18 protein-coding genes are annotated in these 17,840 nt (G+C 38.1%); 15 read left to right on the top strand and 3 right to left on the bottom strand.

The annotated features are described in order from the left end of the window. The 4 genes from E7276_RS06670 (at window position 1) to E7276_RS06655 (ending at window position 5,387) form a co-directional block, all read left to right on the top strand. Window positions 1-1,854, top strand: a complete 1,854-nt coding sequence (locus tag E7276_RS06670) for an efflux RND transporter periplasmic adaptor subunit (RefSeq protein ID WP_294215361.1) — start codon at window positions 1-3, stop codon at window positions 1,852-1,854. Next, the gene (locus E7276_RS06665; protein ID WP_294215360.1) at window positions 1,847-2,557 is read left to right on the top strand and encodes an ABC transporter ATP-binding protein; all 711 of its coding nucleotides are present in this window, start codon (window positions 1,847-1,849) and stop codon (window positions 2,555-2,557) included. The genes E7276_RS06670 and E7276_RS06665 overlap by 8 nt, the downstream gene beginning before the upstream one ends. After that, window positions 2,557-3,810: an ABC transporter permease gene (locus E7276_RS06660; protein WP_294215358.1), complete on the top strand. Its 1,254-nt coding sequence runs from the start codon at window positions 2,557-2,559 to the stop codon at window positions 3,808-3,810. Before E7276_RS06665 ends, E7276_RS06660 begins: the two co-directional genes overlap by 1 nt. Window positions 3,811-3,884: 74 nt before the next feature. Then, the gene (locus E7276_RS06655) at window positions 3,885-5,387 is read left to right on the top strand and encodes a nicotinate phosphoribosyltransferase (protein ID WP_294215355.1); all 1,503 of its coding nucleotides are present in this window, start codon (window positions 3,885-3,887) and stop codon (window positions 5,385-5,387) included. Between the two features lie 52 nt (window positions 5,388-5,439). Here E7276_RS06655 and E7276_RS06650 read toward each other — a convergent pair whose 3' ends face one another. Continuing rightward, window positions 5,440-6,549: a hypothetical protein gene (locus E7276_RS06650; protein ID WP_294215352.1), complete on the bottom strand. Its 1,110-nt coding sequence runs from the start codon at window positions 6,547-6,549 to the stop codon at window positions 5,440-5,442. Next, the gene (locus E7276_RS06645) at window positions 6,546-7,109 is read right to left on the bottom strand and encodes an RNA polymerase sigma factor (RefSeq protein ID WP_294215351.1); all 564 of its coding nucleotides are present in this window, start codon (window positions 7,107-7,109) and stop codon (window positions 6,546-6,548) included. The genes E7276_RS06650 and E7276_RS06645 overlap by 4 nt, the downstream gene beginning before the upstream one ends. A gap of 514 nt (window positions 7,110-7,623) precedes the next feature. On the opposite strand from E7276_RS06645, the gene E7276_RS06640 reads away from it, so the two are divergent. Then, the gene (locus E7276_RS06640) at window positions 7,624-8,259 is read left to right on the top strand and encodes a hypothetical protein (protein WP_294215349.1); all 636 of its coding nucleotides are present in this window, start codon (window positions 7,624-7,626) and stop codon (window positions 8,257-8,259) included. Between the two features lie 61 nt (window positions 8,260-8,320). Further along, the gene (locus tag E7276_RS06635) at window positions 8,321-8,653 is read left to right on the top strand and encodes a nucleotidyltransferase domain-containing protein (RefSeq protein WP_294215345.1); all 333 of its coding nucleotides are present in this window, start codon (window positions 8,321-8,323) and stop codon (window positions 8,651-8,653) included. 142 nt (window positions 8,654-8,795) lie between these two features. Here E7276_RS06635 and E7276_RS06630 read toward each other — a convergent pair whose 3' ends face one another. Beyond that, window positions 8,796-9,443 (bottom strand): L-rhamnose mutarotase, encoded by a 648-nt coding sequence (locus E7276_RS06630; RefSeq protein WP_294215342.1) that lies wholly within the window; start codon window positions 9,441-9,443, stop codon window positions 8,796-8,798. A gap of 287 nt (window positions 9,444-9,730) precedes the next feature. On the opposite strand from E7276_RS06630, the gene E7276_RS06625 reads away from it, so the two are divergent. The 9 genes from E7276_RS06625 (at window position 9,731) to E7276_RS06585 (ending at window position 17,568) form a co-directional block, all read left to right on the top strand. Beyond that, window positions 9,731-10,519: a hypothetical protein gene (locus E7276_RS06625; RefSeq protein WP_294215340.1), complete on the top strand. Its 789-nt coding sequence runs from the start codon at window positions 9,731-9,733 to the stop codon at window positions 10,517-10,519. Between the two features lie 136 nt (window positions 10,520-10,655). Beyond that, window positions 10,656-10,823: a hypothetical protein gene (locus E7276_RS06620; RefSeq protein WP_294215338.1), complete on the top strand. Its 168-nt coding sequence runs from the start codon at window positions 10,656-10,658 to the stop codon at window positions 10,821-10,823. Window positions 10,824-10,929: 106 nt separating this feature from the next. Continuing rightward, a complete protein-coding gene (locus E7276_RS06615; RefSeq protein WP_294215335.1) occupies window positions 10,930-11,055 on the top strand; it encodes a hypothetical protein in 126 nt (41 codons plus the stop codon). 16 nt (window positions 11,056-11,071) lie between these two features. Further along, the gene (locus E7276_RS06610) at window positions 11,072-13,408 is read left to right on the top strand and encodes a glycoside hydrolase domain-containing protein (protein WP_294215332.1); all 2,337 of its coding nucleotides are present in this window, start codon (window positions 11,072-11,074) and stop codon (window positions 13,406-13,408) included. Between the two features lie 127 nt (window positions 13,409-13,535). Next, window positions 13,536-13,892, top strand: a complete 357-nt coding sequence (locus E7276_RS06605; protein ID WP_294215330.1) for a hypothetical protein — start codon at window positions 13,536-13,538, stop codon at window positions 13,890-13,892. Between the two features lie 299 nt (window positions 13,893-14,191). Then, entirely contained in the window at window positions 14,192-14,746 is a 555-nt protein-coding gene (locus E7276_RS06600; RefSeq protein ID WP_294215327.1) for a hypothetical protein, read from the top strand. 124 nt (window positions 14,747-14,870) lie between these two features. Continuing rightward, window positions 14,871-15,560, top strand: a complete 690-nt coding sequence (locus E7276_RS06595; RefSeq protein WP_294215326.1) for a class I SAM-dependent methyltransferase — start codon at window positions 14,871-14,873, stop codon at window positions 15,558-15,560. A gap of 188 nt (window positions 15,561-15,748) precedes the next feature. Beyond that, complete coding sequence (locus tag E7276_RS06590) at window positions 15,749-17,140, top strand: cache domain-containing protein (protein ID WP_294215323.1); 1,392 nt, start codon at window positions 15,749-15,751, stop codon at window positions 17,138-17,140. A gap of 167 nt (window positions 17,141-17,307) precedes the next feature. Continuing rightward, window positions 17,308-17,568 (top strand): DUF1292 domain-containing protein, encoded by a 261-nt coding sequence (locus tag E7276_RS06585; RefSeq protein WP_294215320.1) that lies wholly within the window; start codon window positions 17,308-17,310, stop codon window positions 17,566-17,568. The last annotated feature ends 272 nt before the right edge of the window (window positions 17,569-17,840 follow it).

The following is a 17,840-nucleotide window of genomic DNA, read 5'->3' as shown; positions in this document are numbered from 1 at the left end:
ATGAAAATGAAGAAAGTTTTAGAGAGAATAAAATTTTGGAATAGACATGCAGAAGAGGACCAATATTTAGATGATGAAATAGATGATGAGCTAAACGAAGAGGAAGGATTGTCCTACAAAGACAAGCTCAGCCTCAAAAGACTTAATAAAAAGGTAGTTGCTGCTATGGTAATTGCGGTGCTGACAATCTCCACAATTATTGGAGTTAGCACAGTTAGAGCCTTTGGTACAGAGGAAACTGAAATGGAAACAATCACTGTTCCAGCAACAAGTCAGACTATCCAAAAGACTTTGTCAGCAACAGGAACAATCATTTCCGCAGAGGAATCCAGCCAGTTTGCCACAACCACAAATTCATACCCTGTAGAGGAAATATATGTAAAGGTTGGTGATCAGGTAAAGGCCGGTGATCAGCTTTATAAACTAGATATGAGCACCATGGAAGACCAGCTAAGCTATCAGCAGCAGGCCCTTAGCATCCAGAATCAGCAGAATGCTATTTCTACAGATAATGCTAATCGTCAGCTTCAGGAAGCATGGGATAACGGTGCAATCAAAGTGAACGAGGCAAACGCATCCCTTGCTGAGGCTCAGCAGGCTCAGACAGCAGCCAACAGAGAAAAGCAAAATAGTAACAACACATTAAATGATAAAAAGAACGCTGAAAGCAGTGCAAAAACAGCTCTTGATAATGCAAATGCTGCCGTGGAAACAGCAAAGAAGGCCCTTGATGATGCAAAGGCAAACAGCAATGACAGCCTTATAAGCGAGCTTAACAGCAAGGTAACAGAGCTTACAAATGAGAAAAATAATGAGCTTGCAGAGGATGCTGCAGCTGATGTTTCGGATTTAAACACACAGATTGAAAGCATTAAAAGTGAAATCACAAGTCTTCAAGAGGCAGTGACAAACGCCCAGAAAGCATATGATGATGCAGTTTCAACAGCATCAGAAAAGCAGACAGCCTATGATTCAGCAGTAGCAGAGCGAAAGGCAGCAGAATCAGGAGTTCAAACAGCAAACGACGCAGTAGCAAAGGCAAATGCCAACGTAAACTCTGCAGCATCCAATGTTGGTAACGTACAAAACAGTGCCAACCAGGAGATTATCAATCAATCTCAGGCAGTTACAAATAACCAGCTAACAACTCAATCAAATACACTTTCCACACAACAGGAAATTGAAAAGTCCAAGGAGGAGCTTTCAAAGGCCATTGTGTACGCTACACAGGATGGAACAGTTACAAATGTAAATATAGTAAAGGGTCAGACCTACAGTGGCTTAGACGCAGTAGTAATCGATAATGTAACAAGCCTCAAGGCGACAGCAGACATCGACGAGGCCCAGATAGCACAGATTGCTGTTGGCCAGAGAGTTGAAATCAAAACAGATTCTACCGGTGATGAAGTCCTTTACGGAACAGTTTCATTTGTGTCTCCAACAGCCACAAAAAACAGCACTAAAACAACAGATTCTTCATCCACAACAGCATCAGTATCTAAAACACGTGCCACATACAGAGTAGACGTAACACTTGATGATATAAGTGATGCCCTTAGACTTGGAATGACAGCAAAAATGAATTTCATTATCGCAAATGCGGATAATGCATTATCAGTGCCTACATCTGATATTCAAACAGATGTTGATGGCAACAAATATGTAGTAGTACAAAAGGCTGATGGCAAAACAGAAAACGTCACAGTAACAACTGGTATCGCAGACGATTTCTACACTGAAATCACAGGTGGGGACCTTAAGGATGGAGATTTAATCGTCGAAAGCACAGCAGATGACGGCTACGAGGCAACCCTAGATTCAATGGGAGCCGACGGAGGTATTTACGTTGAGTAATGATATTTTACTTTCCGCAAGGAATATTAGAAAAAGCTATTACATTGGCACACCAAACGAGCTAGAGATACTTCACGGTATAGACCTTGATATTCGTAAAGGCGAATTCGTATCCATCGTAGGTCAATCCGGCTCTGGTAAAAGTACCCTTATGAACATACTTGGAATTCTAGATCGACAGACTGCCGGTACCTACAAGCTTGATGGCATAGACATTTCAAAGGCCCCTAACAAGGCCCTGTCATCCCTTCGCAACAAACACATTGGATTTGTATTTCAGACCTACAATTTGATTGCTAGAACTGATGCCATTTCAAATGTGGAAATGCCAATGCTTTATGCTGGTGTAGGAGAAAAGGAAAGACGAAGAAGAGCCATAGAATTACTTGAAATGGTGGGCATGGGCAAGCGACTTCACCACACACCGGACGAGCTTTCCGGTGGCCAAAAGCAAAGAGTTGCCATTGCAAGAGCCATGGCAAATGACCCAGATATTATTCTGGCAGATGAGCCAACTGGTGCCCTTGACTCTGGCACCGGCCGCCTTGTAATGGATTTGTTCCACGAGCTCCATGAGAAGCAGGGGAAAACGATAGTATTAATCACCCATTCAAATGAGCTTGCAGCAGAAACCCCACGTATTATCACAATTAGTGATGGCAATATTATTTCAGAAAAAACAGGTGGTAAAGGAGTGGCCTAATGATTAAAGAAAATTGCAAACTGGCTTTAATTAGCATTAAAGCAAATAAAATGCGCGCCTTCCTTACCATGCTTGGCATCATAATTGGCGTTGCAGCAGTTATAGCGATTATGACTGTAGGAAACTCCATGACAAAAGGAGTGCAAAAGCAGCTTGAAAGCTACGGAGTCCAAAACATCTCCGTAGGAATAGAGCAAATTGATTATTCGCAAGAACTGTCCGAAGCGGACGAAGAAAATATGAAAATAAACCCCGAAACCATTCACTCCCTTGCTAATGACTTTCAAGATAAAATTTCTGCAATTTCCGTAGAGGAAAGTGTCGGCCAAGGAACAGTTCTTGTTAATAATAAAAAGGCGACAGTGGACATTACTGGTATTAGCGCAGGTTATTTCAAAGCTAACCAGTTTAAGCTGTTGCATGGAAATTATTTTACAGAAGCAGCATATAATCAGGGCAGCAAGGTGGCCCTGGTATCAGATAAATATGTAAAACAGATTGCAGGTGAAAACTACAATCCTGAGGACATCCTTGGAAAAGAATATGAGGTAAATGTAAATGATGAGTACCTGACAGTAACAGTTGTTGGAATATATGAATACAACAAGCAGTCAGGCTACGGCGGAGCTTCAAAAGTTCAAAGCACTCCAATGTACATTCCGGTGAATACCGCATGGTCATTTACTCATTCCAAAGCAATTTATTATTTCACAGTAGTTGCAGCAGACAATGTGGATGCCATCGCCCTAGGTAATGAAATTAAAACATATTTGACAGACAAGCTTACAACCCAGCTAGGTGATAAATTCATGGTGGATGCCTACAGCAATCAAACTATGATTCAGGAGAATTCCAAAATGATGGGCCAGATGACTATGGCAATTTCCATGATTGCAGCCATCGCCCTAATAGTTGGCGGAATTGGTGTAATGAACATTATGACCGTTTCCATTACAGAGCGCACCAGAGAAATCGGTACTAGAAAAGCCCTTGGCGCACCGGATTCAATGATAATGCTCCAGTTTATTTCAGAGGCAATCATCCTTTGTCTACTTGGCGGCTTTATTGGAATCGTAATTGGAATTGTTCTAGGTGATATGGCCTCTCATTTCATGGGCTATGCACCAACGGTATCCTTCGCAAGCATCTATATGTCTGTAGGATTTTCTATGGCTATAGGAGTATTCTTTGGATATTCCCCAGCCAAACACGCGGCAAAAATGAATCCTATAGATGCGTTGAGATACGAATAAATGGGATTATAATAATAAAAAGTGGTATACTACCTTTGTATACCACTTTTTTTGCATTAATTTTGGAGGGATTTATGCGACAGACCCAAGATAAAGAGAGAAATTTAACAATGATGATGGATGAGTATGAGCTTACCATGGCTAATGCTTATTTTAATGATCCATCAATCGATCCTAATACAAAGGTTAGCTTTGATGTATTTTACAGAATGAATCCAGACGGTGGCGGCTTTGCTATTTTTGCAGGCTTGCAGCAGGTAAAGGATTATCTTTTAAATATGCATTTTACTGATGAGGATATTGAGTACCTCAGAAGTGTGGGACATTTTACAGAGGACTTCCTTACATACTTGAGAGATTTCAAATTTACAGGTGATGTGGATGCTTTCCCAGAGGGAACAATCATGTATCCAAACGAGCCAATCATTACAGTTACAGCCCCTATCATTGAGGCGCAGCTTGTGGAGACAGAGATTTTGGCTCAGATTAATCATCAGTCGCTTATTGCTACAAAGGCTAGCCGTATCGTTAGAGCAGCCAAGGGACGTGCAGTATCAGATTTTGGTGCTAGACGTGCCCACAATAATGATGCTGCAATCTACGGCGCTAGAGCTGCATACATTGGCGGTGCCAGCGGTACAGCCACAGTTTCTGCAGGCCAGTATTTTGATATTCCAATCGGCGGCACAATGGCTCACAGCTATGTTATGTACTTCACTAGCGATGATAATGACTATCGTACATCTGAGCTTGCAGCCTTTAGAAGCTTTGCAAAGAGCTATCCTAACAACTGCATTTTGCTAGTTGATACTTATAATGTTTTGAAATCTGGCGTGCCTAACGCAATTAAGGTTTTCCAGGAGATGAAGGACGCAGGAATCGAGTCAAAGAGCTTTGGTATCAGAATCGATTCTGGAGACTTGGCATACCTTACTAAGAAGGCAAGAAAGATGCTTGATGAGGCAGGCTTTACTGATGCCAAAATTATCGTCAGCAACTCCCTTGACGAGTACACCATCACATCTATTCTTCAGCAGGGCGGACAGGTAAATTCCTTCGGTGTAGGCGAGCGACTTATCACAGCCAAATCGGAGCCAGTATTTGGAGCTGTTTACAAGCTTTGCGCTGTGACTGATTCTAAAACTGGAGAGGTCATTCCAAAAATCAAGATTTCAGAGACAGTGGAAAAGATTACAAATCCAGGTCTCAAGGATGTATATAGAATCAAGGATGAAAAGGGCAGAGCCGTTGCCGACATGCTTGCAATCAAGGGCGAAGAGGTAGACATGCAGGTTGAGGGCGGCTACAAATTCATCGACCCAGAGCAGCCATGGAAGAGCACTCATATTTTCGAGAACTGTACAGCAGAGCTTTTGCAGCAGCCACTTATTAGAGCAGGCAAGTCAGCAACACCTGACGAGGACATGCAGACTATTCGTGCCCGCGTTCAAAAACAGCTTGACACAAGCGTATGGCTTGAGGAGCAGCGTTTCGAGAATCCTCACAAGCACTACCTAGACATGACACCAGCCTACTACAAGATGAAGATGGATCTGTTGACACAAGAGGATAGATAGAATAAAAAATGCGCAAGGCTAATCCTTGCGCATTTTCTTTTAATACAGAGTTTTATTGTATCTCAACTTCAACCATATCACAGCCACCAAAATCGTCTGGCCACAGTAATATGGATTTTACCTGAGAAATATCTATAACTCTATCAAAAGCTCTAGAGCATACAGCGTATTTCTCGGTTTCATCTGTAAATCCAGAAGAACCACCATTTGCCACATATGGAAGTCTTGTTCCGTCTTCTAGAACAAAGCCAGTGAATTCAGGCATACCAAGGCAATCTTCTGAAGCGTTCACTTCACCATTTACTTTGTAATTAACAGTTATTGAAACAGGCGAAATATCAATACTTTCTACTGTGAAATTAGTGCCTGGTACTTCTTTATTTACTTTAATGTTCTGAGTATTGCTTACAGTAGGTAGTTTCAATGTGAAATCCCAGTTGCCAGTTATGTATGATTGATAGTCTGCGTTGCCTGGATAAATGCCTAAGTCAGTAAAGTTAACATGTAAAGTGTTACCTAGTATGGTGTTTACCCCATCGATGGCTTGTATCTGAATAATGTATTCTAGATTTCCATCCTCGTCATAATAATGTCTAATTGTATTTCCGTCATCACCGATTTTAACTTCGCTTCCATCGGCATAGGCAATATATCCTTTATCATCGATGATAAGTCCATCATAAAAACTAGAAGATCCATTTACCCAAGAACTCTCAGTGCTTGGATTATCGCCTAAATAATAATCAAGTTCTGCAGCAGGCTCTTCGTTTTCTCCAACCTCAAAGCCAGAAACAGTAAATGAGATATAAGCAAAATCATCTCCAACAACAACTGTATTTGGTGCAATAGTTACGCCTTGGTCGGTAATCTGATATGATGAGTAATCTGTAAGCTCAGGATATACGATAGCCTGACCGGTTTCTGTTAAAGTCTGTTGCTGTTCATCTGTAGATTTTAAATATCCGCTCATTCCTCGTCCCCAGAAATGACGTATAGCAGCTACTGCTGTAGCAGATATGATTAGAGCCAAACAAATGCCGGCTACAAAGGATAGTCTTTTATGAAATTTTATAACTTTATTATTTTTAGAAGGTCTAGATGCTTTGGCTAAAATAACATCATCTATTCCGACCATACTTAAATATAAATCTCTACTTGTCATGATGCTAAATACCCCTCCCTTATAAGTCTTCGCTGCAATTTTTCTCTTAATCTGCTAAGTATTACTGAAACATTGTTAGCCGACATATTATATTTATGCGCGATTGTCTTAATATCTTCAGTGTAGAAATACCGACAAGAAAAAATACAAGCATCTCTTTCAGGAAGCTCGTTTACAAATTCACGAATTATAAGTGATAACTCACTTCCTAAGATTGTTTGTTCAACATCGTTAGAATCAGGGATGCATTCCTCTAGTTCATCGAGGACAGCTACGATTTCTCCACCCCCTCTTTTCTTAGCAGTCATATTCTCAAATTTATTAAATGCAATATTACGGGTAATCTTGCCCAAGAAGATTCTTAGAATTTGAGGTTTTGTGGGTGGTATTCTTTTCCAAGCCTTCATATAGGTATCATCTAAGGTTTCTTCTACATCTTCATTGCATCTTAAGATATTTCCTGCTATAGATGCCAAATAACTGCCATATTTATTATCTGTCTCTTCAATAGCACGTTCATTACGTTTGAAATACAACTCAATTATTTCTTGGTCCTTCATGATTTCCCCCTTCGAATCATTATTTGTAAGCCTTACACCTATATAGACAGGAAACATATTAATATCTTACATCTTTTATAAAAAAATTTTAATTTTTTAAACATACAAATATAAATCTGCTCGAGGTGTAATCCCTCGCACTTTTTTGTCGATATAAAAGATATAAAACAAAAAGAATTGAAGCTTCAAAAGAAGTACTCCAATTCTCCGGTGGTTGATTTGACAGCAGGTCAGGTTGATTGACGTGAAAAGAGATGTACCGAAGAGGCTGGATTCTAGAAAGGAACTTAATAATGACAATATCAATAATCGCATAAGAGCTGCTTTTCAATTTCCAAAGAAGTTGATTAGCAGCTCATTTTTTTAATGGAGAATGTTTATGAGAAAAAGAAGACAGTGAGTGGACCATATGGATTTCTGGCGGAGACATGTATACCGCAAACCTACACATAGTAATAAAACTGTGTATAATATAATAGACGGTATATAAATTATATTATGGGGCGGGAGAATAATGAAAAAAATACTTATAGAGATAGCAGTTGCTTTCGGGATTTGTTGCGTCATCGGAGTGGTTTTGTGGTTTACAATAGGTGGAAATCAAAAGGATTATGTTGAGATTGAAATTCCTGTAACCTCGGTTTCTGAGAATACCATGGAAAAGATTAAGGGCTTTGACAAGCCAAGAAAGTTCGAGTTTAACAACATCAGCTACGAATATGATTCAGATAGCTATGTATCAATTTTAGATAATGTGTCCGATGCTGAGGCAATATTGGGGAAAAATCTTGTTTTGCCAGAGGCATGTGCTGATAAGGAAATCCTTATGGAAATGGATACCGACTGCTCATACATAGAATTAACACCCGCACTCGTGAGTGTAGATAAAGTGTGGGCAGAAATACATGTGCAAATTCGACTGACCAATGAATCATATAGATTTTATACTCTCTATGGAAACGGAGAGGATGATACCTATACAGAAGAAGAGTGCGAAGTGAATGGACAGCAGATTACATTGTACTATTTCGCAGATAAAACTTTTGCGGTGTATCTAAATGATGATATTTCATACGTATATACGATATATTCCACAGACCCAGATGAGGTCAAAGCATTTTTGGGGACTATAAGCATACCAATCAGTTGATTTTTGTCACTAGTACTAATAGAATAAAGAAAAAAGTCAAATTATTAATATGGGGTGGGATATGGATAACAGTTTTTTAAAGGAATATGTAGAACAAATTTTGTCTATATATGGTTCTCATGTTAAGAAAATTATTCTATATGGTTCTTATGCTCGAGGAGACAATAGACCAGAGTCAGATATTGATATTATGATTTTGCTAGATTTATCTGATGCTGAGGTGGCTGAGTATCAGCATGAATTGTCAGGAATCACTTTTGACTATAATTTTGACAATGATTTGGATATTAATCCTATTGCCCAGAGTGAGGCGGTCTTCAATAAATGGGTGGGTGTATATCCATTCTTTAAGAATGTAAAGGAAGAAGGAGTGGTTCTTTATGGAGCAGCATAATAATGATGTGGGCACTGTAGAAGATTTATGCAGATATAGGATTGAGTTGGCAAAGGAGTTTTTTACAGTCCGATAATATGGGGTACATTTTTTCCAAAAGTGGCATTTTTTGTGTTTTGAAAAAAATGTACCTATAATATTTTTACCCATGATAACAAATTCTTCTTACATGTGGGTGATGCTCATGTGTGATCCAGTCAACATCATCTGTAATCCATGACATGATTTCTAGCATCTTGGTTTCCCAAGCAATATCTGCCTGGCGGTCAGCGTCGGTGCGTTCTCGCTCCATTGTGGTATCAATTTCGTCGTACCCGAAAATATATCCACCTGCATTCCAAATAGAGAAATTGCTATCAGGACCAGGATTAATCCCTTTTCTCGCATCAACCAAAGCATCGTGACGACGCTTGTACTCTTCCTCGCTACCTGGTACCAGTTTTGTCATGAAAACACGGTGCCTAATAAGCTCCTTGTCCTCACGAACGATTCCAAAATCCTGATACATCAGTCGCATTGGCTCCCAAGGCTCAGAAATCCAATCATAGCAGCCATCGAATTTCTGATTCAATTTGACAAAGAAATCCTTGTCTTCGTCAGCCCATTTACTGATTGGCTCGATAGTCTCAAAATATCCAAAAATCAAATCCTCAGCATTCCACATACTAAAATTCGATACATTCAAAGCATCAAATTTCCCTGTAATGGCATACCAATTCTCATGTAAAACCTGTCCAAAGCTGTACATCTGATGAGGACGCAGCTTCAGCGCAAAACTATTTCTTACCATATTACCCTCCCGCAATACATAAGCTCCATATGAGCTGATTTAAGATTCGTATTTCCCAACGGAAACAATAATCTACATATTTATGATAATAATTATATATTTGAAATACCACAGAAAAATCCTTTGAAATAGAGGATTATTTTACGGTGAAGGGAATAATTGCTTTGGCGCGTAATTTGGATTCAAAAGATAAATGATAAAAAATTAACAATAAGCGGTTTGACTATCTAATTTAGAATGTCTACACTAACTATGGTTAGTGGTATATAACTCGAAAGGAGAAAATTATGAAAAGAAAAACCGCTTTATTACTTACATTAGTTATGGCAGCATCACTCTATGGATGCGGTTCTACAGAAACAAATAATCAGGAAACATCGGACAATGATGTCGTGGAAGAAGCAACTGAGGCTGAAGAAGCCCAGCCAGAAACTGCACCTGAAGAGGAAGCTGAATCTGGATATGATCTTACAGCATTGCAAGGAACATATGTTGAATTGTTCCCTGAGTTTATGAAAGACGAATATAAGGACTGGTGGGTTGAGTGCATTAACGAGTATGAAACAGACCCAGAAACAGTTGAAACCTATTACTCAATGCTTACAGAATCTTATATTGGAACATTGACCGGACAGGAAGCAGTAGAAAAATACGCTGATGGTTCATTTACATTTGATTGCTACTTTGAGAATGGTATTAAAACATTCACTGTAGATGGCAATACAATCTCTGGAGAAGACGCAGATGGTAACGAGGTGTTTAGCCATGAGTACACCTATGTTGAAGATATTGATGCATTACATGGAGAGGACGTACTACCTGGCTATTTCCATGTATTTAAAACAGAGGATGCAGATGCTGGTGAATTCACATACTTTGCATTTACTAGTGACACTCCAGCAGGCGAGTACCACATTGAGTTTAGATATGGCGAATCATTGGATGGCATTGATGAGTTCATGAGTGGCGACTATGCTTACTGGATGGCTTCAGGTATACTTCAAGATTATGACGAGGAAATGATTCATAATTGCATTAAACTATTTGTTGATGAGAATGTAGGTGGGGAAGAATAAATAAGAAATGTACGAACAAATTTTCGAAAAACGCTTGACAAACATATGTGCGGTTGATATAGTATAGTCATCGCTACTGAGGGAACAGAAAATGGTTACGCAATGTGAAAGAGACAACAAGTGGGAGGCGATGAGAATGGAAAAACACATTGCATGTCCATGCTGTAATAATAAACGATTATTTGATGTAGATGAGTCTACCATAGGAATTATTAAAATTAAATGTAATAGATGTAAAGCAGTGGTTTCAGTTACTATATCAAACAAAACAATTCGTACTGAGCAAATAGGCACACAATCGTAAGGATTTGTAGTGACCAACGCCTGACGAGATGTTAGAGATTAAATCTTTAGCATTTTGTCAGGCGTTTTTTATTACAGCAAAAGTATTTAGGAAAGGAGAAATCTGTATGGGGAAATTAATGGAATTAGTGAGGCTATTGAATGACCTCAAGAGTGCTCTAGAAATTCTAATGACTATGATTGATTCATTGGAAGATGTAATAGGGACAATTGATAACAATATTTCAAAATAAAAAAGGAGAGAAAAAAATGGATGTAAAAGTTTTAGAGACACAAAAATGGTTAAACAATACATATGGAGGAAAGGCAGGATTTAGTAAATTCAGTGATGATGAGCTGGATGGAATTACGGGAAATGGAACATTTAAACGTTTGATTCAGGCATTACAAATTGAAATTAATTCGCAGTACGGCGGTTCTGTCACAGTCGATGGTGACTTTGGCAATGGAACATTAAAAGCTTTGCCTTCTAGAATAACAAGATCTAACAAGGTGAGTAATATAGTTCACATTATACAGGCATCATTATGGTGTAAAGGATATAATGCAGGGGAAATGGATGGAATTTATGGGGATTCAACAGCGTCAGCGGTAAGAAAGTTTCAGGCAGACGCGGGAATCGCTCAGGATGGTGATGTCAAACCTTATATTCTTCAAGGTATTATGAATACCGATGGATATGTATATAAAGGTGAAAAAGATTGTGATGCATACTATAAACATATGATTCAGAAGAATATGAACTTATATTATGGCGAAAAAATTGGACTGACAGCGCCAAATGGAGAATGGGAAAGAAAGTCACATAAGAATTATATTAAATGCTGTCAGATAGAATGGGGGTTGACTGCTGATGGAGTATTTGGAAATGGTACCATGAATAAAGCACCTACATTATCAGTGAAAAAGACAGGATATACCGCATCTAAGAGATTATTAAAATGGGGATTAACAATTAATGGTTTTTATCCAGGGGATTTGGATGGCACTTTTGATAACAATACATATAATGCAGTATTTGAATTTCAAAAATTCTTATGCTTGGGTGCTGATGGTATTGCAGGAAAAAATACATGGGCTTCATTACTTTCAAGTAGAGGCAACACTGCAAGAGCAGCTACAGCTTGTGATACAAGTACACAGCTAACACTGGAGATGGCAAAAAGCTTGAAAGCAGCAGGATATACTGATGTTGGTCGATACTTAACAAATGTATCGGGAGGTACGCTTAATAAGAAATTGACAAGTGATGAAATTAATAATCTTGCAGCTGCCGATATGAGAGTATTTCCTATATATCAAACAACTGGACGAAATAATACATACTTCACAAAAGCGCAAGGAAAAAATGATGCAAAGTCAGCAAAAGAAGCTGCAGCAAGACTTGGATTCCAGAATTCAACAGTGATTTATTTTGCAGCTGATTATGATGTTTTGGTTGCTGATTTAGACACATACCTTATTCCATATTTTAAGGGGGTTAATGAAACTTTAGGAAATAAATATAAGGTAGGTGTATATGGACCAAGAATGCTTTGTAATAAGTTGGAAGAGTTAAATTTAGCAGAAGCAAGCTTCGTTTCTGATATGTCATCAGGTTTTACAGGAAATATCGGACAGAAGATGCCATCTAATTGGAGATATGATCAATTTTATGAAACAAAATGTGGTAATTTAAATATTGATAAGTGTATTGCATCTCCACTAAGCACAGCTATAGAGTCTAAATATATTGTTCCAGAGGAGAATTATGTCGATTCAATAGAATTGCTTAAGGAATTATATGACTATGCAGTAAGATATTTAAAAGAAAAAAATGGTTATGAGCCGTCTATATCTGAAACAAATCTATTTCTTTTGCAGTATCTTAGAACTAATGCATATGGAACGGGTTATAAATTAGGAACAGCATGGAATTCTTTGGCTGGAAAGCGTGATGAATTATTTGAATCAAAGATTACGTACAAGCAATTGTGGAATGGTTCTGATGAATTGATTCCAATAGAAGAATTCTATATATACACAGCAAGAGACCACGTAACATTACCAATAGAGCATTTTGCTGCAACATTAAATGCATATATTTATAATAGTGCGGCGATTGATGAAAAAGTTATAGATGCGTACACAGGTTGGGCTGGGGATTTACATCAATTAGCGGCAGCAATATATGCAAAGGACGAAAATATTTTTAGTGAAGGTAAATTTTGCGATTATATGTTTCCAGATGATAACGTAAGAGGTAAATATGGGTTCTCATTAGAGGATTTAAGACAGGATGAAGATGCATTCAATATGTATAAGGTTTACGATTTCAACAATATGAAATTATATGAAATTATCAGTGATTATTATTATGTTAACCGATTATACGAGAAGAGATATTCATTATTTAAAGAGAACCTTCTTAGGGAATTTACTGCCGATGCATTAGAAGATGTTTTGATTCCTTTTGTAGATGGTCAATATACAGAATATAATATGTTTGAAGAGGCTTTTGGGAAATATAGTCGCAAATATAGAGATGTTATTACACAGACTTTTATTGGATGTTTAGAAGAATTAATTAGCAATGAAAGTGTTTAATAAAATACGATAAAGTTAAGGAGCCAATATGGGCTCCTTATTTTGGGGTATGTGTAAGTATAAAAAAATGATATATATTATGCTACAATAAAACCAATGAGTTAGTAAATGAAGGAATATAGAAAACATGGATGACATAGTTAGAGAATTAAAAATTGCACATATATCATATACAATTATTTATTTGCTGGGATTTGTGCTTATAGAATTAATCTTAACAATTGATTATAGAGTTAATGGTGGAAATCCTTCGGGGCTTGAATACTTTGTATTCATAATGTATTTTACAATAATTAGTTGCGTACTATTGTTACTTGTAGACATATATATACTCTGGGCAATTAGGGATGTTAAACATCCAATATATTTTGTTCCAATAGCGATTATAACTTGTGGAATATCTTGCATAGCATCTATATATTTTGATTGTTTTGTGGGTAGTTACATCGAGATGAAGATTGTAGAACTACTATTTGTAGTGTAGATGAGAAATGGATTATATTGCAGGGAATAAAGAACTAAAACTGCGCGAGGAAGAAAGCATTTGACGATGTTTAAAACAAGCAAAATTCTTATATTTATATTATTGATAGTATTATCAATAACTTTTACATTACTTTTTCTAGCAAAATATTCCGAACGGAAACAACAATCTACATAATTATTATAATAATTATAAAAGAAATAGGGGATTTTCAATACAATGGAAGTTCCCTATGCATAATTGATGAAGAAATGCACATTCAGCTTGAAATATTTTATCGAATAGAAGCAGGATTAGAGATGGACCGAATTGTAAAAATAGAGGAAGTTAGTAAGTTATCAGCGTTTTTTAGAAATCATTGTATATTTACAGCTGCATTTCCACTTGTTTATTTAATACTAAATATAGTTGGATTAACATTTAGAGAAGTACCACTTTTTATTTTAATTGGTTGGACAATACTAGGTTGGATAGCGATATTTTGGTGGTGGTGGTTTAAAACATATGGAAAAATGAGTCATATCAAACATTTTGTTATAGGAACAATAGGTATAGCATTGCTTCTACTTACTATTCTCGTATCCGCCTTTATTTCTTTATTTGCATATAACCCTGACCACGTAGTGCAAATAGATGGAAAAAAATATGTTGCAGAAGTAAGATCCTTTACACATGTTAACGTTGATTATTACTCTTACTTTGGCCCAGTATTGCGTGGCAATAGAGTAGTTATATATGGCTATTTTGGTAGAGGTGGCTTCGATCCATATGATAGCAATGTTCATGGAACAGTGAAATATACATTCTATGATGATAATTGCAATCCAATTGAGACAAGGACAGGAAGTTTTTAAAATAATTTAAAATACGGCTTAGATGGTATATTCTTATTCTAAGCCGTAAAATTTTTTATTGTCCAAATGGGAAAACTGTTCGAAAATGACAAGGTGAATATAATATTATTGAAAAGACATAATCATGACAAAGACTAACTTATCAACATACAACGAAAAACTAAAAAACGCAGGTGTCTACCTAGAATACACAGATAAGGGCCTTGTCCTAACAGACGGTGAGCTATCCATTATGGTGGATTTTACAGAAATGCTCCCAAGACTTAAAAAGAGCAACCTAGAGCGAGAGATGCAGATAAAGGCAGCCCGTATCAAGGGTCAGCCTATGCCGCAAAAAATTATAGATGCCACTGCAGGCTTTGGTGAGGATTCTATTATTCTTGCTGCAGCGGGATTTCAGGTGGAGATGTACGAGTTCGACGAGATTATCGCCTTGCTTCTAGAGGACGGTTTGGCTCGCGCCCAGGAAATTCCAGAGCTGTCAGCCATCGTGGAGAGAATGACGCTGCATAAATGCGACAGCATTAAAGGCATGCAAAATCTTGATTATCTTCCGGATTGCATTTTGCTGGACCCAATGTTTCCAGGTCGCACCAAAACGGCCAAGATTAAGAAAAAGTTCCAGCTATTACAGAAGCTGGAGAGCCCTTGCTCCACCGAAGAGGAGCTCCTTGATGCAGCAGTAAAAGCTAATCCTAAGCGTATTATAATAAAACGCCCTGTAAAGGGACCATATCTTGCTGGCCGCAAGCCATCTTATTCACTAGAAGGCAAAGCCATCCGTTATGATTGCTTTGTTTTCACTCGTAATTAGTTCAAGAGACTTATTGTGGATTTATACTCAGGTTTTCCACAATAAGTCTCTATTTTTTTCACGGATTCTTCGTATTTATATAATAAAATCGCAGTATAGATAATAAGGGGAGTGTACCTATCATCCAGAAGTTGTTCAGGAACTAGTAAATGACGGTTCTTGTGTTTTTCATATATGGAGGAGTCTAAATGAAGCGTTCTGGTAAGAATTCAATCCGAAGGAAGGTTGCAGGCCGAGTAGTAAAAGCCATTATTATCACTGTTATATTGCTCAGCGTTGTGGATATGATTTATCTAACTAGACGAACAGCAGAATCACAGCAGGAGCATTTACGACTTGCAACTCACATTACAGCAAGTGACATAAATTCATGGATTACTGGCATGGAGGGAATCACTGTAGGCATGGCAGATTCCATTGAAGCAATGGGCATATTGGATGATTATCATATCAAACGAATCATTAATCGGATTGCGGATACTCATCCAGAATTGAAATATGTCTATATGGCCACCGAAGAAGGAAAAATGTACATGGCTCGAGGTGTAACCTTTGCAGCAGGTGTAGATCCACGCGAAAGAGTATGGTACAAAGATGCCAAGGAAGCAGGGGAAACAACTATAATTGACCCATATATTAGCGCAACAACCCCTGACATTATGATGGCCACAGTAGCAACTCCAGTATTCATGGATTATGAAATGGTTGGCGTTGTTGCCGTTGATGCAGAAATTTCATACATAAATGAATATGTAAACTCCCTCAGATACGAGAACGGTGCTTACGGGTTCCTTATTGATTCAAAGGGGAATATCATATCTCATCCAAATGGAGAATACAATCCAACTCCGGATAATGTAGTTAACGCAAAAGAAGCACTGCCTGAGCTAGAAAAGCTATTAATCACTCCAGGTGGAGATTTTATCGAAGCCAAGGATTACAGGAATCATAGCATGCTCTACATGACAGAAAAAATAGATGATTGCGACTGGATAGTAGGCATGGCCTTCCCAAGAAAAATCATAGCTGAAACCATTGATCGTGGAATCAGAATTAGCTTATTTGTAGCACTTATCTGCATAGTATTAGCCACAGCAGACATGACTGCCGCAATACGTAAAATTCTTAGCCCAATAGAAAAAATAAATCCAGTCCTAGACGACATCGTTCAAGGCAAATTTGAAACAAAAGTTGATTTTGATGCAGGAGATGATGAAATTGGAGAAATGCAAGTCAAACTGGCTGCCATGATTAACACACTCTCCAACGTAATTGCCCACGAGAAATACATTCTTGGAGAAATGGAACATGGAAACCTAGCCGTAGATGATATGGAAGAGCTCAAAGGAGATTTAAACGATATCTCTATTTCAGTAAACTCCATCAAATCAGCCTTCAATGACATTATTTCAGACATCCAATTCTCAGCAATCAATTTACAAAGCTTTGCTATGGGAATAAATGAAACAAGCAATATCGACGAAATGAGAAGTGTATTCGAGGAACTTTCCGCCGAGGCCAACATCCTCATGGAAAAAACAAGTAGGTTTATCACCGTTCCACCAGAAGCCAAAGAATAGCAATATTCCGCCGTTTGTGACCAAATCTTGGACAAAATGTGAAATGTACCACATGCACACAGGCTATTCTAATATAGTTCATATTTTTTGCTTAAACTAAACACAATTATAATGTACAATAGTGCCTACAGCAGGGGGGATTTGAATCCTAAAGGAGGGCACCCGCTATGGATAATGAATTCAAAGAGTACATTACATTCGTTGTAAATACCAAAGACGGACAGGAGGTCGAATTAGCTGTTATCGACCAGTTCGAATTCGAAAACAAAGGATATGTTGCAGCGGCACTCGTAGATGGGGACACAGTCAGCGACGAAGGTTGCTTCATCTACCGCGTTAAAGTTGGCGAAGACGACTTCAAAGTCGAAAAAATCACCAACCAAATCGACTACCAAAGAATTGCTGAGGCATACATGGACATGAACTAAATGTACTTAAACCTTACGGGACCATCGCATAACCGATGGTTCCTTTTTTTACGCCCACCTTTCCTTGCCCTTCCCACTACCGATCTTCCAATTATCTTGTGGACCCCAGTGCTTGCCACCTCATATTTTCTTGCTTCGCCGTCTAGGGCCACTTCCCCCCAGCCACCCCTGGCTCACACAGCGCAAGAATATTTTGTTTTCCTAATATGCAAAGACTCGCATCTTTTATTAGCATGTGTCTTTCTCATGTCTGGACAATTTTGAAAAAGGTA

Origin of the sequence: Pseudobutyrivibrio sp. (assembly GCF_015057185.1) — a bacterium.
GTDB lineage: Bacteria > Bacillota > Clostridia > Lachnospirales > Lachnospiraceae > Pseudobutyrivibrio.
This window is presented reverse-complemented; position numbering and strand designations above follow the sequence as displayed.